Source organism: Pseudomonas sp. Os17 (assembly GCF_001547895.1).
Lineage (GTDB): Bacteria > Pseudomonadota > Gammaproteobacteria > Pseudomonadales > Pseudomonadaceae > Aquipseudomonas.
In genome coordinates this window covers 1,687,955-1,710,282 of record NZ_AP014627.1, presented here as the reverse complement: position 1 = coordinate 1,710,282, position 22,328 = coordinate 1,687,955, and the positions used below count along the sequence as shown (strand labels likewise).

The window sequence follows — 22,328 nt, the reverse complement described above, 5'->3', positions numbered from 1 at the left end:
TAGGGAGACGGCATGACTTACAGATACAAAGTGGCGGTGGTATTTCTCCTCGGGTTCTTTATCGACTGCGTCAACATCTTCATGTCGGCGGTGGCCCTGCCCAGCATTGCCGGCCACTTGCAGGTGTCCAGCGCCGCCGTGGCCTGGGTCGCCAATGCCTACATCCTTGGCCTGACCCTGGTGATCGCCATCAGCACCTGGCTGGCCGGGCGCTTCGGCAACCGCCAGGTGCTCTGCGCCTCGATGCTGCTGTTCAGCGGCGCGGGGCTGATGTGCGGGCTGGCCGACAGCTTCATGTCGCTGGTGTTCTGGCGGCTGGTCCAGGGCATGGCCGGCGGCCTGCTGATTCCCCTGGGGCAGGCGCTGACCTTCAACCTGTTCCAGGGCGCGCAACGCTCGCGGATCTCCACCCTGGTGATGGCCGTGGCCCTGCTGGCGCCGGCACTGTCGCCGACGCTGGGCGGCGCGATTGTCGATCACAGCTCCTGGCGCTGGGTGTTCTTCGCCAGCCTGCCGCTGTCGCTGCTGGCGGCGCTGCTGTCCTGGTGCTGGATCGCCCCTGGACCCTCGGCGCCCGCGGATCGCCCGGACCTGCGCGGCCTGCTGCTGGTGAGCGCGAGCCTCGGCGGCCTGCTGCTGGGCATGTCGCTGTACGGCAGCGGCTACCCGGCGTATCAGGCGGCACCGAGCCTGATCGCCGGGCTGCTGTTGGCCGAGTGCTATCGGCGCCACTGCCGGGCCTGCGCCCGTCCGATCGTCGAACTGCGGCTGCTGAAAAACCCGCGCCTGGGCCTGTCGGTGGCGATCTATCACGCCATTCCGGGGATCTTCACCGGAGTCAATCTGCTGAGCCTGTTCTTCCTCCAGGAGCACCTGCACCTGAGTGCCCGGCACAGCGGCATGTTCATGCTGCTGTACGCCGCCGGCGCGCTGCTGGCGATGCTGGTGGGCGGACGCTGCTACAACCGCCTGGGCGCCGCGCGGCTGTTCGCCATGGCCCTGGTGCTGCACAGCGCCGGCATCGCCAGCCTGTGCTGGGTCGACTCGGCCGCCGACCTGCCGCTGCTGATGATGGCCTACCTGCTGATGGGCCTGGGCGGCGGTGCCGGCGCCAACACCGCGCAGACCACTGCCCTGCTCGACTTCAACGGCGCCGATACACACCGGGCCAGCGTGATCTGGAACATCAACCGGCAGGTGGCGTTCAGCCTCGGCGCCGCCTGGTTGCTGATGCTCTACAACCTGCTGCTGGGGTACGCCGATGCCACCGGCGCCTACCACCTGAGCCTGTTGCTGGCCGCTGCGGCCGGTCTGCTGCCGCTGCTGACCCTGAACCAACTCCCCACCATGAAGGCCACCCATGCCCAACTCGATCATTGAACAAGCGCAACACAGCGTGCAGCGTATTCACCAACTGATTCACAGCGTCTTCAGCAACCGGCAGGGGGACGGCGCGGCCTGCCTCGAACCCTTGATGGCGTTGCTGGCCGAGGACTTCCAGATGGTCACCACCGGCGGCGCCCTGGTCGGCCGCGAGCAGGTGCAACAGCTGTTTCACGCGGGCCTGGGCAAGCGCCCGGGGCTGGAAATCCGCCTCAGCGACCTGCATTGCGTGTGGCAGGAAGGCCCGTGTGCGGCGATCCGCTACAAGGAAGTCCACCGCCTGGACTCGCTGGAAACCGCGCGCCTGTCCCTGGCGATCATCCGTGTCCGGGACAACTCGGCGCAGTGGCTGTACCTGCACGAAACCACCTGCCCCTGACCCCGCCAGGCCCGAGCCCCAAGCTCGGGCCAAGCCGCCCGCCCCGCTTCTCTGACCTCTTGCGGCGCGACACCCGCCCACTGAACGGCGGCCGGTCGCCCCCGGCATCCCCCCTGCCCCGGCACCAACAACGCTCCTCGCCCAGGGGGGCATTGCCGTCAGCAATCGTCATCTACACGCCATTACTTTGCCACCCCGCTGTCATAAACCATCGTGATACTGGCGCCTGTTTTTAGAGCGCCGGGTTCTACCCGACCACTGTTTTCCGATCTGCACAGGTCGGTTGTGTCCTGGATGGTTGAGCCATCCACTCTTACCTTCGGAGATTGCTATGCGTCTTGCTTCCACGAAAACCGCGGCGGCCCTGTGTGGCGGCCTGTTACTGGCCATGAGCGTTCCCGCCAGTGCTGCGGTCGACGCCAAACTGCTCGACATGCTCAAGGCCAACGGCTCGATTTCCCAGGCGCAGTACGTTGAACTGCAAGCCGAGCTGGCCAAGGATCAGAAGGCCCAGCAAATCGCTCAGCAAGCGCAGCAAGAAACCAACGAACAAGTGGCGGCGGCCGCCAAGAAAGCCAACGAGCTGAGCGCCTTCGACCAGAAGCTGGCCTGGGCGGCCAAGACTCAGTTCAAGGGCGACGTTCGGGTCCGCCAGGAAACCGTCAAGATCGACGGCGAATCCAACAACGGCGGCCGCGACAAGGATCGTCAGCGCATCCGTGCCCGCCTGGGCGCCTACAGCGAGATCAACCCGCAGGTGGACACCGGCATCCGCATCGCCACCGGCGGCGGCGACGATGCCCGCTCCACCAACCAGGACATGGACAACTACTTCGACAAGAAACAGATCTGGCTGGACCTGGGCTACATCGACTATCACCCGGACGCCGTCAAGAACCTGCACGTGATCGGCGGCAAGATGCTGCAACCCTGGGTCAGCATGGGCGATGTGATCTGGGACAGTGACATCAACCCTGAAGGCCTGGCCGTCACCTACAAGTACCCGCTGGGCGGCAGCGCCGAACTGTTCGGCAGCCTGGGCAACTACAGCCTCAAGGACAACGTCGACGGCGAAGGCGTGCAGTTCCGTCACGACCTGCGCCTGACCGCCGGCCAACTGGGTAGCCGCTTCGCCATCACCGACAATCTGAAGCTGACCGTCGGCGGCAGCGTCTATGCCTACCAGAACGACAAGGACAGCCGTTGCACCGGCACATCCACGCCTTGTGCCCTGGCGGTCAACGGCAACTCGGCCGACAACCAGTTCCGCCTGTACGAAGGTTTCAGCCAGATCGACATCGGCGGCCTGCCGATGCCGCTGTCGTTCTACGGCCAGTACGTGAAGAACAACGATGCGGTGAACGATCAGGACACCGCCTGGCTGCTGGGCGCCAAGTCGAAAGTGTTCGGCTTCAACCTCGACTACAACTACCGCGACGTGCAGCGCAATGCCGTGGTCGGCGCCTTTACCGACTCCGACTTCGCCAACGGCACCACCGGTTCCCGTGGCCACAAGTTCAAGGTCGGTTACGACATCGACAAGAACTTCGCCCTGGGCGCGACCTACTTCCTGACCAAGGCCGACTACTCCAGCCGCACCCAGCGCGACGCCAATACCAACACCCTGCAACTGGACGCCGAAGCCAAGTTCTAAGCGACCAGCTCGTACACCGCAGAGGCTGCCCGCGCCAACCGCGAGCAGCCTCTGCCGGGTTTCAACAGTCCGGCGCGGGGCGACGCTCCCCCATCATCCGTTCGTCGTCGCCGCGCCGGCCTGTGTTTTTCCCTCTCAAACGTCCTTGCTGCGTTGCGTCGCCAGACGCTCGGCCAAGGCATCCAAGCCCTCCAGGGGCGGCTCCGGCAACACCCGCAAGGTGGCCTGGAGCAGGCGCATCTGCCGAATGAATCGCCGGCAATTGGGGCAGAACAGCAGGTGATGGCGCACCATCAGGCGCTCGCGAAAGCTCAACTGACCATCGAGATAATCGCTGGAGCGTGCCACTTGTTCCTTACAGGTCAGCATTGGCCGGTTTCCTCAAAATGCTCCACGGTGGCGAAGACCTTAAGACGTGCCCGATGCAACAGCACCCGGACATTGGAGAGCGTGAGCCCCAAAAGATTACAGATTTCTTCCAGCTCCAGGCCCTGGCGCTCACGCAGCAGCAGGACGCTGCTTTGCAGCTCCGAGAGGCTGAGCAGGGTGTGTTCCAGGCAGTCGCGCAGCTCGGATTCGGTGAGCAAGGCTTCGGGGGTGTCTTCGTGCCAGGCGAAAGGCGCCACCAGCCAGTGGCCATCCGTGGAGGAAAAACGCTCATCGCCGACCGTGCCATGGGGCGCGGGCAGGTCATCGAGCAACACTTCCCGGCGATTTTGCTTGTAGCGGCCCTTGGCCGCGTTGGCGGTGATGGTCAGCAGCCAGGTCTTGAGGCTGGAGCGCCCCTGAAAGCCCGCCAGATTGCGCACCACCGACAGCCAGGCATCCTGCACCACTTCGTCGGCATGGCGATTGCCGACAATGGCGTAAGCCACCGCGCGCATGGCGCTCTGGTAGGTACTGACCAGTTCCTTGTAAGCCTTTTGCTCACCCGCCAAAAGGCGCTCTAGCAGTTGCGCGTCATCTGCAGCAGCCATTCGTGCCTCGTTCAATCATGCAGGTTTGAGAGGGTGTGACGCGCCAATGCCGCCCGGCGCCACACCCGCATCAGCCTAGATCAACGCTTGCGCAGCAGCACGCTGCCGATCGAATAACCGGCGCCGAAGGAGCTGAGTACCGCCAGGGAACCGCTGGCCAGGTCGTCCTGGTACTTGTGGAAGGCAATCACCGAGCCGGCCGAGCTGGTGTTGGCGTAGGTATCGAGAATCACCGGCGCCTCTTCCACCGACGCTTCGCGGCCCAGGAGTTTCTTGACGATCAGGTGGTTCATGCTGAGGTTGGCCTGGTGCAACCAGAAGCGCTTCACGTCGCCGACATTGAGCTGGTTCTCTTCCAGGTGCGCGGCAATCAGCTCGGCCACCATCGGGCACACGTCGCGGAACACCTTGCGGCCTTCCTGGACGAACAGCTTGTCGCGGCCACCGATGCCTTCTTGCGCAGCGCGGTTGAGGAAGCCGAAGTTGTTGCGGATGTTGTTGGAGAACTGGGTCAGCAGCTTGGTGCTGACGATCTCGAACTGGTGCTTGGAGGTGGCCAGGTCGGCGCGTTCGATGATCACCGCGGTGGCGGCGTCGCCGAAGATGAAGTGGCTGTCGCGGTCACGGAAGTTCAGGTGCCCGGTGCAGACTTCCGGGTTGACCATCAGGATCGCCCGGGCCTGGCCCAGCTGCACGCTGTTGCAGGCGGCCTGGATGCCGAAGGTCGCCGAGGAGCAGGCCACGTTCATGTCGAAACCGAAGCCCTGGATACCCAGGGCCGCCTGGACTTCGATGGCGATGGCCGGGTAGGCGCGCTGCAGGTTGGAGCAGGCGACGATCACCCCGTCGATATCAGCGGCGGTCTTGCCGGCCCGTTGCAGGGCTTGCTCGGCGGCGGCCACGGCCATCTGGCAGAGCACCGACCACTCGTCGTTGGAGCGCTCCGGCAGGTTCGGAACCATGCGTTGCGGGTCGAGGATGCCTGCCTTGTCCATGACAAAGCGGCTCTTGATCCCGGAGGCTTTCTCGATGAAGGCGGCGTTGGATTCGGTCAGGGCCTGCACTTCGCCCCGTTCGATGGCCGCCGCGTTGTCGCGGTTGAACTGCTGGACGTAGGTGTTGAAAGACTCCACCAGCTCTTCGTTGGAAATGCTATTGGCCGGGGTAAACAGGCCGGTGCCGCTGATGACGACGTTATGCACGGTCGTTCCTCTAGTGTGATGAGGCAGAAGGTATTGGCACCGCCGTGCCAAACCACAAACGGACTGCCCCGCTGGTGGGAGCCTTCCTGGCATCGCTTTATTCCGATCCGCCCGCTTGCCTGGGGGGCCAGACCAGCGTGCCGGTATTTATGACGGCGGAGTTTGCCATAACCACCGGCATTTCGCCGCAATTGCCGCGCGCCCGGCAGGCACCGGCTTGCCAACGAGCCGGGTTGAGCCTTGCCGCGCCCTTGATCACGCCTTCGCTGGCACGCCAGCGCCTGAGGGGGCGTCGGCTCAGGCGTCGACCTGGCTCCATTGCTTGTTCAGGCGCTTGTCGGAAATCGGCACCTTGGTCCCCAACTGCTGGGCAAACAGCGACACCCGGTACTCCTCCAGCCACCAGCGGTACAGCTCCAGTTGCGGATCACGCTTGCCTTCCTGGGCATGCTTCTGCGCCCGGGTCTGGTACTGGTTCCACAGGCCCGCAAGCTCGGTGCTCCAGACCCGATCCTTCTGCACCTGACTGCCGAGTTTCTCGAAACGCAGCTCCACCGCCTTGAGGTAGCGCGGCAGCTCCTTGAGCCACAGGGCCGGGGTTTCCCGGACAAACCCCGGGTACACCAGGTTTGCCAGCTGGGCCTTGATGTCGTTGAGGGCCACCGCCTGGGCCAGGTCGATCTTGCCCTTGAAGCGTTTTTGCAGGCCGTGCCAGAGCTTGAGGATCTCCAGGGTCAGGCGCGCCAGACGCTCGGCGTGCTCGGTCCAGGCGCCGCGCTTGCGCTCGGCCAGGGACGCCAGCCCCGCGCCATCCCGGGGCAAGCTGGCTTCGCCTTCAAGGATGCAGCTGTCGAGGCTGGCCAGCAGAATGTCTTCCACCAGCGCATCGACCCGGCCCAATTCGCGGTACAGCAGGCCCAGCTCGGTCAGCCCCGGCAACTTGCCGCGCAGGAACTTGGCCGGTTCGGCCAATTGCTGCAACAGCAGGCGCTGCAAGGCCCGGCGATGCTGGAATTCGGCTTCGGCGGCAGTGGAGAAACGCCCTTCCTTGACCGTCCCGGCCTCTTCCACCAGGGCCGGATACACAGTCATCGACAGCCCGGCGATCTTCTGCTGGGTCTTTTCCGCGACCGCGGCAAACACACGGGCCTCCACCGGCTGCTGGCTCTTGGCGGTTTGCGGCACCGCCAGGGCAGCCTGGCTGGCTTCGGCGAAACGCGCGGTCAGTTCAGCCAGGTCACGGCCCTCGCCGAGGAACTTGCCCTGGGCGTCGACGATTTCCAGGTTCATCCGCAGGTGGCTTTCCACCTGTTGTTCGGCTTCGCTCCAGGCCTCGTCGCTGACCCGCGCGCCGGTCATGCGCAACAGCTCGCGGCCCAGGGCCTGGGGCAAGGAACCTTCGGCGAAGACCATGCGCTGCAAGGCCGCCTTGACGAAGTCCGGCACCGGCACGAAGTTCTTGCGCAGGGCCTTGGGCAGGTTGCGCACCAGGGCGATGCACTTGGCCTCGATCAGCCCCGGCACCAGCCATTCCAGGCGCTCGGCGGGCAGCGCCGGCAACAGGGGCGCCGGCACCCGCAAGGTCACGCCGTCGCGGGGATGGTTGGGCTCGAAGTGATAACTCAGGGCCAGTTCCAGGTCGCCGATATGCAGGGTGTCCGGGTACTGCTTGGCGGTGACTTCACTGGCCTCGCGGGCCAGCACGTCTTCCTCGCGCATGATCAGCAACTGCGGGTTCTTCTGGCTGTGCACCCGGTACCAGCTGTCGAAGGTCGCGGTCTGATGGATCTCGGCCGGCAAGCGAGCATCGTAGAAGGCGAACAGGGTTTCCTCGTCCGCCAGGATGTCGCGGCGCCGGGCCTTGGCTTCCAGGGCGTCGAGCTGTTCCAGCAACTGGGTGTTGGCGCTCAGGCACTTGGCCTTGGACTGGATCTCGCCGCGCACCAGGGCCTCGCGGATAAACAGCTCGCGGGACACCACCGGGTCCACCGGGCCGTAATGCACCGGCCGGCGGCCGACCACTATCAGCCCGAACAGGGTGATCTGCTCGTAGGCCACCACCTGGCCGCGCTTCTTCTCCCAATGGGGCTCGAAGTGGTTCTTCTTCACCAGATGGCCGGCCAGGGGCTCGATCCAGTCCGGCTCGATCTTGGCCACCATGCGCGCGTAGAGCTTGGTGGTTTCCACCAGTTCGGCGGTCATCAGCCATTGCGGGCGCTTCTTGCCCAGGCCCGAGGACGGGTGAACCCAGAAGCGCCGCTGACGGGCACCGAGGTAGTCGCCGTCCTCGGTCTTCTGGCCGATCTGGCTCAGCAGCCCCACCAGCACCGCCTTGTGCAGTTTCGGGTAGTCCGCCGGTTCCTTGTTCAGGCTCAGCTGCAGGTCGCGACAGATCAGGCTCAGTTGCCGGTGCGAGTCGCGCCATTCCCGCAGGCGCAGGTAATTCAGGAAGTTCTTGCGGCACCAGTTGCGCAACGGGCTGGCGGTCAGGGCCTGGCGCTGTTCTTCGAAGCCGCGCCACAGGTTGACCAGCCCGGCGAAATCCGAGTCCACGTCTTTCCACTGTGCGTGGGCCTGATCAGCCGCCTGCTGGCGCTCCGGCGGACGCTCGCGAGGGTCCTGGATCGACATCGCGCTGGCGACGATCAGCACTTCCTGCAGGCTGCCGAGTTTCGCCGCTTCCAGCAGCATGCGGCCCATGCGCGGGTCCACCGGCAGGCGCGCCAGTTGCCGGCCCAGAGGCGTCAGCTGGCTGTTGCGGTCCACTGCCGAGAGTTCCTGCAGCAGGTTGAAACCGTCGCTGATGGCCTTGCCATCCGGCGGCTCGATAAACGGGAATGCGGTGATTTCACCCAGGCGCAGATGGAGCATCTGCAGGATCACCGCCGCCAGGTTGGTACGCAGGATCTCCGGGTCGGTGAATTCCGGCCGGCCGAGGAAATCCTCCTCGCTGTACAGGCGCACGCAGATCCCCGGCTCGACCCGGCCGCAACGGCCCTTGCGCTGGTTGGCGCTGGCCTGGGAAATCGCCTCGATGGGCAGGCGCTGGACCTTGGCCCGGTAGCTGTAGCGGCTGATGCGCGCGGTGCCGCTGTCGATCACATAGCGGATGCCCGGCACGGTCAGCGAGGTTTCCGCGACGTTGGTCGCCAGCACCACGCGCCGGCCCGGATGGGACTGGAAGATCCGCTGCTGTTCCGCCGGCGACAGGCGCGCGTACAGCGGCAGGATCTCGGTGTGCTTGAGCTGGGCCTTGCGCAGCATTTCCGCGGCGTCGCGGATCTCCCGCTCGCCGGGCAGGAACACCAATACGTCTCCGGGGCTGCGCCGTTCGCTGCGCTCGTAGGCGGCAATTTCATCCAGGGTGGCAAGGATCGCCTGGTCCACCGTGAGGTCGTCCTCGACCCGGTTGCCCTCCTCGTCCTGCTCCAGGGTCAGGGGGCGATACCAGGTTTCCACCGGAAAGGTACGCCCGGAGACTTCGACGATCGGCGCGTTATCGAAGTGCTTGGAGAAGCGCTCCAGGTCGATGGTCGCCGAGGTGATGATGACCTTCAGGTCCGGGCGCCGTGGCAGCAGGGTCTTGAGGTAGCCGAGGAGGAAGTCGATGTTCAGGCTGCGCTCGTGGGCCTCGTCGACGATGATCGTGTCGTAGCGTTCCAGGTAACGGTCGTTCTGGGTTTCCGCCAACAGGATGCCGTCGGTCATCAGCTTGATCAGGGTGCTGGCATCGCTCTGATCCTCGAAGCGCACCTGATAGCCCACCAGCGAACCCAGGGGCGTGGCCAGTTCTTCGGCGACCCGGCTGGCAACGCTGCGGGCGGCGATCCGCCGGGGCTGGGTATGGCCGATCAGGCCGTGCTGGCCGCGACCGATTTCCAGGCAGATCTTCGGCAGCTGGGTGGTTTTCCCCGAGCCGGTCTCACCGGCGATGATCAGCACCTGATGCTTGAGCAGCGCCTCTTTGATCTCGTCGCGCTTGGCGGCGATCGGCAGGCTGTCGTCATAGCGAATCGGCGGCACACTCGCGCGCCGCGCCGTCACCAGGTTGCACGATGCCTGCATCCGCTCCAGCCACTGGGCGAGCTTGGCCTCATCGGGCTTCTTGCGCAGCTCAAGCAACTGCCGACGCAAGCGGTGGCGGTCGGCGAGCATGGCGTGATCGAGGTTTTTCAGCAGTTGGTCAGTCATAAAAGCAGCGGCAAGCTTCAAGCGAAAAGCCGCAAGATTAACGCAGCTTCCGCTTTTTAGCTTGCAGCTTGTGAGGGGGCGCTAGCCGCTGCGGCTATTCGTCTTCCAGGCCTTTGCGCCGGTAAGGGAAGACATCGATGATCTTGCCGGCGCGGATGGCGTCCTGCAGGCCCTTCCAGTAGTCGGCGTTGTACAGCTCGCCGTGCAACTGGTCGAACAGCTTGCGCTGGCCGGCATCGGCGAACAGGAACGGCGGGAACTCCTCGGGGAACACGTCGTGGGGGCCGATGGAGTACCAGGGTTCGGACGCCATCTCGTCTTCCGGGGTACGGGGTGCCGGGATGTGGCGGAAGTTGGCTTCGGTGAGAAAGCAGATTTCGTCGTAGTCGTAGAACACCACCCGGCCATGGCGGGTCACGCCGAAGTTCTTCAGCAGCATGTCGCCGGGGAAGATGTTGGCCGCCGCCAGTTGCTTGATCGCCAGGCCGTAATCCTCCAGCGCTTCGCGCACCTGGTCCGGGTTGGCGTGCTCCAGGTAGAGGTTGAGCGGGGTCATGCGGCGCTCGGTCCAGCAGTGGCGGATCAGCACCGTCTGGTCTTCCACGGCCACGGTGGACGGCGCCACTTCCAGCAGCTCCTCAAGGCAGGCCGGATCGAACTTGCTCAGGGGGAAGCGGAAATCGGCGAACTCCTGGGTGTCGGCCATGCGCCCGACCCGATCGACGCTCTTCACCAGCCGGTACTTCTCGATCACCGTGGCCCGGTCGACGTTCTTCGACGGCGAGAAGCGGTCCTTGATGATCTTGAACACGGTGTTGAAGCCCGGCAGGGTGAACACGCTCATGACCATGCCGCGCACACCGGGAGCCATGATGAAACGGTCGTCGGTGCTGGCCAGGTGGTTGATCAGGGCGCGGTAGAACTCCGACTTGCCGTGCTTGTAGAAGCCGATGGAGGTGTACAGCTCGGCGATGTGCTTGCCCGGCAGGATGCGCTTGAGAAAGCCGATGAATTCCGCCGGCACCGGCACATCCACCATGAAGTACGAACGGGTGAAGGAGAAGATGATCGAGACATCGGCCTCGTCGGTGATCAACGCATCGATCTGGATGCCCCGGCCTTCGCGGTGCAGCAGCGGGATCACCAGCGGCCACTGCTCTTCATGGGTGAAGATGCGCCCCACCAGGTAGGCGCCCTTGTTGCGATAGAGCACCGAGGAGAACAGCTCCAGGGTCAGCTCCGGGTCCTTGCACACCCAGTCCGGCAGGTTCTCCCGCAATTGCGCCTCCAGGCGCCGCAGGTCGCCCGCCAGATCGGCATAGTCCTCGCTGAAACGGTAGTCGGCAAACACCTGTTCGAGCATCGCCGACAGGTTGCCCTGGGGCTGGTAGCTGCGGGTCTGCGCGGCTCGGGCCCGGCGCAGGCTGGGCCGGGTGGTGTGGATGAACATGCAGCCGTCGCTGATCAGGTCGTGGCTGAACAGGCCGCAGAAGATCGAGTTGTACCAGGTCTCGGACAGCTCATCGTCAAAGCGCAGGTCGATCAGGCTGATGTAGGCGCTTTTCACCAGCGGCCACTGCGCCACATCCATCAACGCGTCGTCACTGAAGGCCTGATGCAGGCCGGTCACGGTTTGCCCGACCTTCTCCTCATAGAGATTGATGCGCGCCGCCGAGGCCTTCTGCGCTTCCTGCCACTGCGCCTGCTCGAAGCGTTGCCGGGCACCGTCGGTGATCTGGCGGAAGTGCTCGCGGTAGTCGTCGAAGCCATCGAGGATCATTCGAGCGATATCGGCGGCGGGCCATGACTGCGGCATAAGTAGACCTCTGCGGGAATTTGCGATGCCAGAGCTTAGCCAGTGAAACGACCCGAGGAGAAGCGCATTTTTTCGCCCGATCCGCCGAGCCGGGAAATCTTTGCTGACGATTGCCGGCAATTTTTTTAAATCGACCGTTCGGTCAATAAAAAACCCTCTAGTCGGCAAAGCCCGGGCTTTATCGATTCACCCGCAGGCCTTCCAGTACGCGGCGTGAAGGCCTCATGAGCTGGGCAAGCTGGTCGCGAAAAAAGGGCTCCCGTTGCCGAAAAAACCCCATGACTATCGGGGAAAAGCCTCTATTCAGGGCCTTTCAACATGATGGCACTTTGCCATATAAAGCGCCCACCCTCCCCTAACAACAGCGCTAAATCAGCGAGGGCCGAATGTTTTTTTAATGTATTCAAGGAGCACATGATGTCGATCAGGAATATTCGAATCGGCTTGCGAGCCAGCCTCAGTTTTGCGGTTCTGGCCGCCTTGCTGGTGACAGTCGGGCTGTTCTGCCTGGGGCAGATGGCAACCCTGCGCGAAAGTGCAAAAGTCATCGAGGCCTCGTGGATGCCCAGCATCGAGAACATCCATGACAGCGCCGCCAATATCGCCACCATCCGCCTGGAAGCGCTGCGACTGCTGGTCAATGACCAGCCTCTGAGCCGGGAAAAAAGCAAGCGCATGATCGCCGACGAACGCCTGGAGCTGGCCCAACGCCTGGAACAGCACAAGGCCCTGCTGACCAGCGAGCAGGAAGCGGCGCTGCTGGAACGGCTGAAAAACACCATTGCCCAGTACACGACCCTTCTGCAGGAAATCATCCAGCAGATCGATGGCGGCCTTAAGGAGCAGGCCTACACCCGACTCAACGTCGAGCTGGCGCCCCTGGGCAGCCAGTTGGACAGCACCCTGGAAGAGCTGATCCAGTTCAACCAGAACGGCGCCGATACCGCCGCCGAGGAGGTCGCCAGGCTCTATGAGCGCTCACAGTGGATCGTCGGCATCATCATTGCCATCGCCCTGGCCAGCACCCTGTTCCTGGCCTGGCTACTGACCCGCAGCATCACCGCGCCCCTGGCCCAGGCCCTGGCGATCGCCCGGACCATCGCTGCCGGCGACCTGACCCAGGACGTCAATGGCCAGGGCCGGGACGAGCCGGCGCAACTGCTGACGGCCCTGGCCGGCATGCAAGACAACCTGCGCTCGACCATCCGTGGCATCGCCGAGTCGTCCCAGCAACTGGCCTCGGCCGCCGAGGAAATGAGCGCGGTGATGGAACAGAGCACCCGCGGCCTGCAGTTGCAGAACGATGAAATCGAGCAGGCCGCCACCGCGGTCACGCAAATGAGCGCGGCGGTGGATGAAGTGGCCGGCAACGCCGTCTCCAGCGCCGAGGCCTCCCAAGCCTCGGACCAGGACAGCCGCCACGGCCATCATCAGGTCAGCCAGACCATCGAGTCGATCCAGCAACTGGTCAGCGAAGTGCTGGGGGCGTCGGAACAGGCCCAGGGGCTGGCGTCCCAGGCCCAGGACATCAGCAAAGTGCTGGAGGTGATTCGGGCCATTGCCGGACAGACCAACCTGCTGGCGCTGAATGCCGCGATCGAGGCGGCCCGGGCTGGCGAGGCCGGCCGTGGCTTTGCCGTGGTGGCCGACGAAGTGCGTTCACTGGCGCAACGCACCCAGGATTCCACCGAAGAAATCGAACAGATGATCAACCGTATCCAGCACGGCACCGACGCCACCGTCAGCGCCCTGCAGACCAGCGCCGAACAGGCCGGGCAAACCCTGCAGCAGGCCAACGGCGCCGGCAGCGCGCTGGAGAAGATCACCGGGGCGATCTCACAGATCAGCCAGCGCAACCTGGTGATCGCCAGTGCCGCCGAGCAGCAGGCGCTGGTGGCCCGGGATGTGGACCGCAGCCTGGTGAACATCCGCGACCTGTCGACCCAGACGGCTGCGGGCGCCACCCAGACCTCCGCCGCCAGCCAGGAATTGTCGCGCCTGGCGGTGGACCTCAACGGGCTGGTCACACGATTTATCCTGTAGCAAGTGCGATAGGGTTTGCCATGGACCCAGGCTCTGGGCAACATCGCCGCCCTTCAATCAAGGAAATTGCCGTGAGACTTGTCGATCTCTTGCGCCTGTTGTCGCTGGCCGCCATCTGGGGCGCGAGCTTCTTGTTCATGCGCATCATCGCCCCGGTGCTGGGCAGCGTGCCCACTGCATTCTTCCGGGTGTCGATCGCCGCCCTCGGGCTGTTGGTGATGCTGGCGCTGATGCGGATCGACTGGAACTTTCGCGGCAAGCTCAAGACCGTGCTGCTGCTCGGCGTGATCAACTCCGGCATACCGGCCACCCTGTATTCGGTGGCAGCCCAGGTGCTGCCCGCCGGCTACTCGGCGATCTTCAATGCCACCACGCCCTTGATGGGGGTGCTGATCGGCGGACTGTTCTTTCATGAGCGGCTGAGCCTGAGCAAGATCGCCGGGGTCTGCCTGGGCCTGTTCGGCGTCGGCATCCTGACCCGCGCCGGCCCCGTGGCCTTCGACCATGACCTGCTGCTGGGCGCCCTGTCCTGCCTGATGGCCACCACCTGCTACGGCTTTGCCGGGTTCCTCGCCCGGCGCTGGCTGGATCAGGCCGGCGGCCTGGACAGTCGCCTGTCGGCCCTGGGCAGCATGCTCGGAGCCTGCCTGCTGCTGTTGCCGCTGTTCGCCTACAACGCCATCAGCCAGCCGCCGGCCAGTTGGGGTGGCTGGAGCGTGTGGCTGTCGTTGCTGGGGTTGGGGCTAGGCTGCACGGCCTTCGCCTACGTGCTGTATTTCCGCCTGCTCAGCGCCATAGGTCCGGTGCGCTCGATGACCGTGACCTTCATGATTCCGCCGTTCGGCGTGTTGTGGGGGGCCTTGCTGCTGGATGAGCCGCTGTCCATGGCGCACCTGTATGGCGGTGCGCTGATTGGCGTGGCGCTGTGGCTGGTGCTGCGGCCCGGGGCAAAATCGGCGGCCTGAAGCACTGCCGGGTTCTGATCAGCCTGCGACTCGGGAGGCCGCAGCTCCGAGTCGCAACGCTGGCGGTGGCCCTATGGAACGCTGAGGGTAATCAGGTAGGTGCCGGAGGTCACCGCCTTGCCGGACTGATCGACGAAGGCGTACTGCTGGTCGTAGTAGCGGCCCTGGGAACCACTGTCGGCCAGGAGCTTGAGCTTGACCGCAGAACGCTCCACCGCGCTGACACGGGTCCCGACTCGGGTCACGTCAATCGCCCCACCCCGTGAACCCTGAGGGCACTGGCGCAGGCTCAAGCCGGTGCTGGCAGCGCTGGACGCGCAATTGGACTCGACAATACTGCCGGTAAAACGGATGACGCCTTGCGCCACGGGAGCAGCGGCGAAGCAGCTGCTGGACAGTCCCAAAAGCAAACCGAAAGCGGTTGAAGCGAACGTTGCGTTCATACTGACTCTCCTTTGTTTAAGGACTATGTCGTCAGTCTAGGTACCGGCTTTAGTTTTTCAGGTTTGTCTGATGGACGAATTTGGAATACCAACAAAAAAGTCCAAGCATCTGGTTATCAAAAGAACCTTGAGGGTTCGCTTCAGTCGCTCATTAGGTGCACATGCAAGGTTTGAAATCAGACCTTTATTGACCGGCAAAGAACTACACGACGATAGTGGCATCTAGCCACTATTCTTGCTTATAGTCGATCATTAATTGAATCAATGATGGGCAAAAGCGACCGAGCATTGCGCTCGGCCGCACGCCTGGCGACCACCCTGAAGATCGTCGCCCGCAACGGTCAGGCGCTCTTACGGAACACGAAGACCAGGCCGACAATGATCAACCCCATGCCCATCAGGCTCAGCCAGGCCAGACGATTGCCGAAAAACACGAAGTCCATCAATGCGGTCACCGCCGGCACCAGATAGAACAGGCTGGTGACGTTCACCAGGTTGCCCTGAGCGATCAAGCGGTACAGCAACAGGGTGGCCAGCACCGACACCACCAGAGCCATCCACAGCAGCGGAATCACGAAGCCGGCGCTGTACTCGACGTGAAATGGCTGGAACGGCACGAACAGCGCGCACAGCAACAGGCCCGCCAGGTACTGCACCGGCAGGGTGCCCAAGGGGTTGTCGGTGATGCGCTTCTGCATGATCGAACCGGCCGTCATGCTGACCAGGGCCAGCAGGCCGCAGAGCATGCCGGAGACGGATATCCCCGCCATCCCGATCCCCTGGTACACCACCATGATCAGCCCGGCGAGCCCCAGGCCGAGGCCGAACAGGCGGCTCCAGGAGCGCTGGCGCTCCATCAGCACCACAGTGAGGATCGGTTGCACCCCCATGATGGTGGCCATCACGCCGGGGGTGACCTTCAGGTCCAGGGCCAGGATGTAGAAGATCTGGTAGGCCCCCAGCAGCACCAGGCCGGTGGCCATGGCAACGCCCATGGCCCGGCGCCCCCGAGGCAGCCGCAGCTTGAGCAGGGGCATGAGCAGCACCAGGCCGATCAAGGCGAGGGCAAAACGCAACAGCAGGAAGGCAAAGGGCGAAGCATGGGCCAGCCCCCATTTGGAGAAGATCGCGCCACTGCTCCAGAGCAGGACGAACAGGCTCGTGGAAGCCGCCGCCAACGCGGATTTTTTGCAAATGAGCAACATGAATACCACCTGTAATCAGGCAAGAAGCCAATTCAGCCGAGGCTGAAGTTCAGTAGTGTTTGGTTCAGGCGGGCACCGGGAACAGCAGCGATGCTGATCAGCCCGAAAAGCCAACGCCCGGCGGTGATACGACTGCGTACACCGGCGTGCTACTGACAGGTGGGGGGTACTGACCGATCTGCACAGGCTGCTGATTCCCGCACGGCACGACGCCAGCGTTGACCGCTGAAAGCACTACCGCGTTGAGAGGGGAAAAAGCCATGTGCCGATGGTTCTCGAAGAGGAGGAACGTGAGTTGCAGGACTCACAGGGCGCCGACTATAACCAGCGCCCGAGATGCGTTGCAAGATTTATCCGAACAACCACTTCCACAACAGGACCAGCACCAGCACCGCCAGCACCGGACGCAGAATGCGGTAGAGCTTGGGGTTACGGCGCTTCCACTGCTTGACCACGCCACTGAAGCTGTCGCTGAAGCGCTTGCTCCAGGCGTAGGCCTGGTTGATTCCGCCGACGCGCTCGTCGTCGAGGTTCTGCGGCGCGGTGGCACGCCCCAACTGGGCGCTGACCCAGCGGTTGATGCGGGTCATCAGCGGGCTGCTCAACGGCCGTTCGATGTCGCAGAACAGGATCACCCGGGTGGTTTCGGTTTCGTTCTTCACCCAGTGCACATAGGTTTCGTCGAACATCACGTCTTCACCGTCGCGCCAGGCGTATTCCTCGCCATCGACGAAAATCCGGCAGGCATCGGAGTTGGGGGTCGACAGGCCCAGGTGATAACGCAGGGAACCGGCAAAGGGATCGCGGTGCGGGTTCAGGTGGCTGCCACCGGGCAGCAGCGCGAACATCGCACCCTTGACGTTGGGAATGGCGCTCACCAGCTCGACGGTCTTGGGGCACAGGGCAGCGGCCGAAGGCAGCGGCTTGTCGTACCACTTGAGGTAGAAGCGCTTCCAGCCCTTCTTGAAGAACGAACCGAAGCCGGCATCGTTGTTCTTCTCGGCCGCACGAATGTAGCCCTCATCGAACAGATGCATGGCCTCTTCGCGGATCACCTGCCAGTTGTCCCGCAGGATATCCAGCTCGGGGAACTTGCTGCGATCCAGGTAAGGCTTGGAAGGCACCCCGGAGAACAGGTACATCAATGCGTTGTAGGGGGCGAACAGCGCCGAATGGTTGACGAACTGGCGCAGTACCGGCAGACGCGCCTTGCCGCGCAGATGCACGTAAAGGATGCTGCCGACGAACAGCGACAACACCGCGAACTTGGCGGCAAAGGAAAAGCTCATGCAACGACTCCTTGGAAATAGGCACCTGTGGGGAGTGTTCACCCGACCTGGCAGCCGGCAATGATAAACACTCCTGGACCCTGGAAAAACCCGCACGACTCAACATTCAGTGTTAACGGTCGTGCAACAAAGGCGCTTAAGTAGCACAAGCGACCAGGCCCTTGCCTGATGTGGATCAGCATTCGCCGGCACGTCGGTGCCTGCCGACGAATGCCCGGGGTGCGTTACTGCTGGTTTTCCTGCTCGGTGAACAGGTCGCTGAACAGCATGCTCGACAGATAGCGCTCGCCGGAGTCCGGCAGGATCACCACGATGGTCTTGCCCTGCATTTCCGGGGTTTCCGCCAGACGCACCGCCACCGCCATTGCCGCACCGCAGGAAATCCCGCAGAGAATCCCCTCTTCCTGCATCAGGCGCAGGGCCATGGCCTTGGACTCTTCATCGGTCACCAGCTCCACCCGGTCGACCATGGCCAGGTCGAGGTTCTTCGGCACGAAGCCGGCACCGATGCCCTGGATCTTGTGGGGGCTGGGCTTGATCTCTTCACCGGCAAGCTTCTGGCTGATCACCGGCGAAGTCGCCGGCTCCACCGCCACCGACAGGATAGGTTTGCCCTGGGTCTTCTTGATGTAGCGCGACACGCCGCTGATGGTGCCGCCGGTGCCGACCCCGGCCACCAGCACGTCCACGGCGCCGTCGGTGTCGTTCCAGATTTCCGGACCGGTGGTTTTCTCGTGGATCGCCGGGTTGGCCGGATTGTCGAACTGCTGCGGCATGAAGTACTTGGACGGATCGCTGGCCAGGATCTCGGCGGCCTTTTCAATCGCTCCCTTCATGCCCTTGGCCGGCTCGGTCAGCACCAGCTCCGCACCCAGGGCCTTGAGCACCTTGCGCCGCTCGATGCTCATGGACGCCGGCATGGTCAGCATCAGTTTGTAGCCACGAGCCGCTGCAACGAAGGCCAGGCCGATCCCGGTGTTGCCCGAAGTGGGCTCGACGATGGTCATCCCCGGCTTGAGCTTGCCGCTGCTTTCGGCGTCCCAGATCATGTTGGCGCCGATCCGGCACTTCACCGAGTAGCCCGGGTTGCGCCCTTCGATCTTGGCCAGGATGGTCACCCCGCGCGGGGCGATGCGGTTGATCTGCACCAAGGGCGTATTACCGATGGAATGGGCGTTGTCAGCAAAAATTCGGCTCATGGCTGGGTCCTTATGCAGCAGTGAAGAAGTTCCCAAGGGTATGCCTGGTGCCCTTGAGCGTCCAGTCGCGCCGAACGACTGCGATCGCGGGCAGTCAATGCCTTTATACGGCCGGAGACTGCTGATCATGAAAGCTCGTTATCGTTGGCCCCTGTGGACCCTGGCAAGCCTGGCGGTGGTGCTGGTGAGCCTGCACATTGCCCTGCCCTACCTGGTGCGCGACTACCTGAACGACAAGCTGGCGGACATGGGCGACTACCGCGGACGCATCAGCGACATCGACCTGGCCCTGTGGCGCGGTGCCTACCGCATCAACGGACTGGAGATCATCAAGGTCAGCGGCAAGGTGCCGGTGCCCTTCGTCAAGGCACCGCTGATCGACCTCTCGGTGAGCTGGCATTCGCTGTGGTACGACCACGCCGTGGTGGCCAAGGCGCTGTTCGTCCAGCCGGAGCTGAACTTCGTCGATGGCGGCGCCGACCAGCAGGCCTCGCAGACCGGTGCCGGCACCGACTGGCGGGCGCAGTTGGGCAAGCTGCTGCCCATCACCCTCGACGAACTGCGGATCGAGGACGGCAAGATCCACTTTCGCAACTTCAGCTCCACGCCGCCGGTGAACATCGGTGCCACCCAGGTCAACGCCAGCTTCTACAACCTGACCAACGTGGTCGACAGCCAGGGCAAGCGCGACGCGCGCTTCGACGGCAAGGCCTTGCTGCAAGGCCAGGCCCCCATGGAAAGCACCGCCACCTTCGACCCCCTGAGCAATTTCGAGGACTTCGAATTCCGTCTGCGGGCCCGGGATATCGAACTCAAACGTTTCAACGACTTCGCCTCGGCCTACGGCAAGTTCGACTTCAATGCCGGACACGGCGACGTGGTGATCGAAGCCCAGGCCGACAAGGGCCAACTGCATGGCTATATCAAGCCGCTGCTGCGGGACGTGGAAGTCTTCAACTGGCAGCAGGACGTGGAGAACCGCAACAAGAGCATTTTCCGCTCGGTATGGGAGGCCCTGGTGGGGGCCAGCGAAACCCTGCTGAAGAACCAGCGCAAGAACCAGTTCGCCACCCGGGTCGAGCTCAGCGGCAACGTGCACCCGCAAGATATCAGCGCGTTCTCTGCGTTTTTGCAGATTTTGCGCAACGGTTTCATCCAGGCCTTCAACGCCCGCTATGAACAGCCCAAGCCCTCGACTGACTGAGTCACCCCGTGACGCTCCATTCAGAGACTGAATGGGGCGTCTACGTTCACAGTCGACCGGGCGCCGCGTTATAGTCGCGCATCGCATCAATTCAACCGACCTGCCCCGGGCAGCTCGCCGTCACCGTTCGAGGAATTGCAGATGAAGTTCGAAGGCACCAGCGCATACGTCGCCACCGATGACCTGAAGCTGGCAGTCAACGCCGCCATCACTCTGGAGCGTCCGCTGCTGGTCAAGGGCGAACCCGGCACCGGCAAGACCATGCTCGCCGAGCAACTGGCCGAATCCTTCGGCGCCAAGCTGATCACCTGGCACATCAAGTCCACCACCAAGGCCCACCAGGGTCTGTACGAGTACGACGCGGTCAGCCGCCTGCGCGACTCGCAGCTGGGGGTGGACAAGGTCCACGACATCCGCAACTACCTGAAGAAGGGCAAGCTCTGGGAAGCCTTCGAATCCGAGGAGCGGGTAATCCTCTTGATCGACGAGATCGACAAGGCCGACATCGAGTTCCCCAACGACCTGCTGCAAGAGCTCGACAAGATGGAGTTCTACGTCTACGAGATCGACGAGACCATCAAGGCCAAGCAGCGGCCGATCATCATCATTACCTCCAACAACGAGAAGGAACTGCCGGACGCCTTCCTGCGTCGCTGCTTCTTCCACTACATCGCCTTCCCCGATCGCGCCACCCTGCAGAAGATCGTCGACGTGCACTACCCGGACATCAAGAAGGACCTGGTCAGCGAAGCCCTGGACGTGTTCTTCGACGTGCGCAAGGTGCCGGGCCTGAAGAAGAAGCCCTCGACCTCGGAACTGGTGGACTGGCTCAAGCTCTTGATGGCCGACAACATCGGCGAGGCGGTGCTGCGCGAACGCGATCCGACCAAGGCCATCCCGCCCCTGGCCGGCGCGCTGGTGAAGAACGAGCAGGACGTGCAGTTGCTGGAACGCCTGGCCTTCATGAGCCGTCGCGGTAGTCGTTAGGCTCTGCCCAGAAGCTGCCTGCGCGTCGATCATGCTGTGTTAGAAACCGGTTCGGAATGCTCATTTAGCTCGCTAAACACCGCCTCCTTAGCTGTTTCTGCCTTGCCTGATCGCCGCTCGGCGGGCTTTTGAACAGACCCCTGGATCATTAGAGAGCGATAGTCATGCTGCTCAACCTGTTCAATGAAATGCGCGCGGCCAAGGTGCCGGTGTCGGTGCGCGAACTGCTGGACCTGATCAACGCGCTCAAGCAGCGCGTGACCTTCGCCGACATGGACGAGTTCTACTACCTGGCCCGGGCGATCCTGGTGAAGGACGAACGGCATTTCGACAAGTTCGACCGGGCCTTCGGCGCCTACTTCAACGGCCTGGAAAAACTCGACGACCACCTGCAGGCGCTGATCCCCGAGGATTGGCTGCGCAAGGAATTCGAGCGTTCGCTGACGGATGAGGAACGGGCGCAGATCCAGTCCCTGGGCGGCCTGGACAAGCTCATCGAAGAGTTCAAGAAACGCCTGGAAGAACAGAAGGAACGCCACGCCGGCGGCAACAAGTGGATCGGCACCGGCGGCACCAGCCCCTTCGGCTCCGGCGGCTTCAACCCGGAAGGCATTCGCGTCGGCGACGCCGGCAAGCGCCAGGGCAAGGCGGTGAAAGTCTGGGACCAGCGCGAGTACAAGAACCTCGACGACTCGGTGGAACTGGGCACCCGCAACATCAAGGTGGCCCTGCGCCGCCTGCGCAAGTTCGCGCGCCAGGGCGCCGCGGACGAGCTGGACATCGACGGCACCATCGACCACACCGCTCGCGACGCCGGGCTGCTGAACATCCAGATGCGCCCGGAACGGCGCAACAACATCAAGCTGCTGTTGCTGTTCGACATCGGCGGCTCCATGGATGCCCACGTGAAGATCTGCGAGGAGCTGTTCTCGGCCTGCAAGACCGAGTTCAAGCACCTGGAGTACTACTACTTCCACAACTTCATCTATGAATCGGTGTGGAAGAACAACCTGCGTCGCGGCTCGGAACGCACCTCCACCCAGGACCTGCTGCACAAGTACGGTGCCGACTACAAGGTGATCTTCGTCGGCGATGCCGCCATGGCCCCCTATGAAATCACCCAGGCCGGCGGCAGCGTCGAACACTGGAACGAAGAGGCCGGTTATGTGTGGATGCAGCGCTTCATGGAGAAGTACAAGAAGCTCATCTGGATCAACCCCTACCCGAAGGACACCTGGGGCTACACCGCCTCGACCAACATCGTGCGCGAGTTGATCGAAGACCAGATGTACCCGCTGACCTTGCGTGGCCTGGAAGAAGGCATGCGTTTCCTGTCCAAGTAAGCGCGGCCTTGCGGGCCTTTTCGCAGCCTCGCCATGGCTCGACAGCAG

Annotated in this window: 17 protein-coding genes; 8 read left to right on the top strand and 9 right to left on the bottom strand. The window is 63.4% G+C overall.

Going from position 1 to position 22,328, the window contains the following annotated elements; all coding sequences use genetic code 11:
* Positions 1 to 12 precede the first annotated feature (12 nt).
* From POS17_RS07705 to POS17_RS07695, 3 genes are all read left to right on the top strand, one after another.
* Positions 13 to 1,380 (top strand): MFS transporter, encoded by a 1,368-nt coding sequence (locus tag POS17_RS07705; protein WP_060838056.1) that lies wholly within the window; start codon positions 13 to 15, stop codon positions 1,378 to 1,380.
* Positions 1,361 to 1,762: a hypothetical protein gene (locus POS17_RS07700; protein ID WP_060838055.1), complete on the top strand. Its 402-nt coding sequence runs from the start codon at positions 1,361 to 1,363 to the stop codon at positions 1,760 to 1,762. The genes POS17_RS07705 and POS17_RS07700 overlap by 20 nt, the downstream gene beginning before the upstream one ends.
* Before the next feature lie 331 nt (positions 1,763 to 2,093).
* A complete protein-coding gene (locus tag POS17_RS07695; protein WP_060838054.1) occupies positions 2,094 to 3,416 on the top strand; it encodes a putative porin in 1,323 nt (440 codons plus the stop codon).
* 135 nt (positions 3,417 to 3,551) lie between these two features.
* On the opposite strand, the gene POS17_RS07690 is transcribed toward POS17_RS07695, so the two are convergent.
* From POS17_RS07690 to aceK, 5 genes are all read right to left on the bottom strand, one after another.
* Complete coding sequence (locus POS17_RS07690; protein WP_060838053.1) at positions 3,552 to 3,785, bottom strand: anti-sigma factor family protein; 234 nt, start codon at positions 3,783 to 3,785, stop codon at positions 3,552 to 3,554.
* On the bottom strand, positions 3,779 to 4,393 hold the full coding sequence (locus POS17_RS07685; protein WP_060838052.1) for an RNA polymerase sigma factor: 615 nt from the start codon (positions 4,391 to 4,393) through the stop codon (positions 3,779 to 3,781). Before POS17_RS07685 ends, POS17_RS07690 begins: the two co-directional genes overlap by 7 nt.
* 80 nt (positions 4,394 to 4,473) lie before the next feature.
* A complete protein-coding gene (locus POS17_RS07680) occupies positions 4,474 to 5,595 on the bottom strand; it encodes a beta-ketoacyl-ACP synthase III (RefSeq protein WP_060838051.1) in 1,122 nt (373 codons plus the stop codon).
* 297 nt (positions 5,596 to 5,892) lie between these two features.
* Positions 5,893 to 9,786 (bottom strand): ATP-dependent RNA helicase HrpA, encoded by a 3,894-nt coding sequence (hrpA, locus tag POS17_RS07675; protein ID WP_060838050.1) that lies wholly within the window; start codon positions 9,784 to 9,786, stop codon positions 5,893 to 5,895.
* 94 nt (positions 9,787 to 9,880) lie between these two features.
* The gene (aceK, locus tag POS17_RS07670) at positions 9,881 to 11,602 is read right to left on the bottom strand and encodes a bifunctional isocitrate dehydrogenase kinase/phosphatase (RefSeq protein WP_060838049.1); all 1,722 of its coding nucleotides are present in this window, start codon (positions 11,600 to 11,602) and stop codon (positions 9,881 to 9,883) included.
* A 318-nt stretch (positions 11,603 to 11,920) separates the two neighbouring features.
* Here aceK and POS17_RS07665 point away from each other — a divergent pair, with 318 nt between their 5' ends.
* Together POS17_RS07665 and POS17_RS07660 are read left to right on the top strand one after the other, a co-directional pair.
* On the top strand, positions 11,921 to 13,645 hold the full coding sequence (locus tag POS17_RS07665; protein WP_442963160.1) for a methyl-accepting chemotaxis protein: 1,725 nt from the start codon (positions 11,921 to 11,923) through the stop codon (positions 13,643 to 13,645).
* Between the two features lie 71 nt (positions 13,646 to 13,716).
* Positions 13,717 to 14,610: a DMT family transporter gene (locus POS17_RS07660; RefSeq protein WP_060838047.1), complete on the top strand. Its 894-nt coding sequence runs from the start codon at positions 13,717 to 13,719 to the stop codon at positions 14,608 to 14,610.
* A 71-nt stretch (positions 14,611 to 14,681) separates the two neighbouring features.
* Here the strand turns inward: POS17_RS07660 and POS17_RS07655 are convergent, their stop codons facing one another.
* The 4 genes from POS17_RS07655 to cysK all read right to left on the bottom strand — a co-directional run bounded on the left by POS17_RS07655 (position 14,682) and on the right by cysK (position 18,746).
* Positions 14,682 to 15,053, bottom strand: coding sequence for a hypothetical protein (locus tag POS17_RS07655; protein WP_060838046.1), 372 nt, complete (start codon positions 15,051 to 15,053; stop codon positions 14,682 to 14,684).
* 341 nt (positions 15,054 to 15,394) lie between these two features.
* Positions 15,395 to 16,258, bottom strand: a complete 864-nt coding sequence (locus POS17_RS07650; RefSeq protein WP_060838045.1) for a DMT family transporter — start codon at positions 16,256 to 16,258, stop codon at positions 15,395 to 15,397.
* A gap of 350 nt (positions 16,259 to 16,608) precedes the next feature.
* Positions 16,609 to 17,547 (bottom strand): aspartyl/asparaginyl beta-hydroxylase domain-containing protein, encoded by a 939-nt coding sequence (locus tag POS17_RS07645; RefSeq protein WP_060838044.1) that lies wholly within the window; start codon positions 17,545 to 17,547, stop codon positions 16,609 to 16,611.
* A gap of 224 nt (positions 17,548 to 17,771) precedes the next feature.
* The gene (gene cysK / locus POS17_RS07640) at positions 17,772 to 18,746 is read right to left on the bottom strand and encodes a cysteine synthase A (protein ID WP_060838043.1); all 975 of its coding nucleotides are present in this window, start codon (positions 18,744 to 18,746) and stop codon (positions 17,772 to 17,774) included.
* A gap of 127 nt (positions 18,747 to 18,873) precedes the next feature.
* On the opposite strand from cysK, the gene POS17_RS07635 reads away from it, so the two are divergent.
* The 3 genes from POS17_RS07635 (at position 18,874) to POS17_RS07625 (ending at position 22,280) form a co-directional block, all read left to right on the top strand.
* On the top strand, positions 18,874 to 19,950 hold the full coding sequence (locus tag POS17_RS07635) for a DUF748 domain-containing protein (protein ID WP_060838042.1): 1,077 nt from the start codon (positions 18,874 to 18,876) through the stop codon (positions 19,948 to 19,950).
* Positions 19,951 to 20,091: 141 nt separating this feature from the next.
* A complete protein-coding gene (locus POS17_RS07630; RefSeq protein WP_047284378.1) occupies positions 20,092 to 20,937 on the top strand; it encodes an AAA family ATPase in 846 nt (281 codons plus the stop codon).
* A 164-nt stretch (positions 20,938 to 21,101) separates the two neighbouring features.
* Positions 21,102 to 22,280, top strand: coding sequence for a vWA domain-containing protein (locus POS17_RS07625; RefSeq protein WP_060838041.1), 1,179 nt, complete (start codon positions 21,102 to 21,104; stop codon positions 22,278 to 22,280).
* Positions 22,281 to 22,328: the final 48 nt, after the last annotated feature.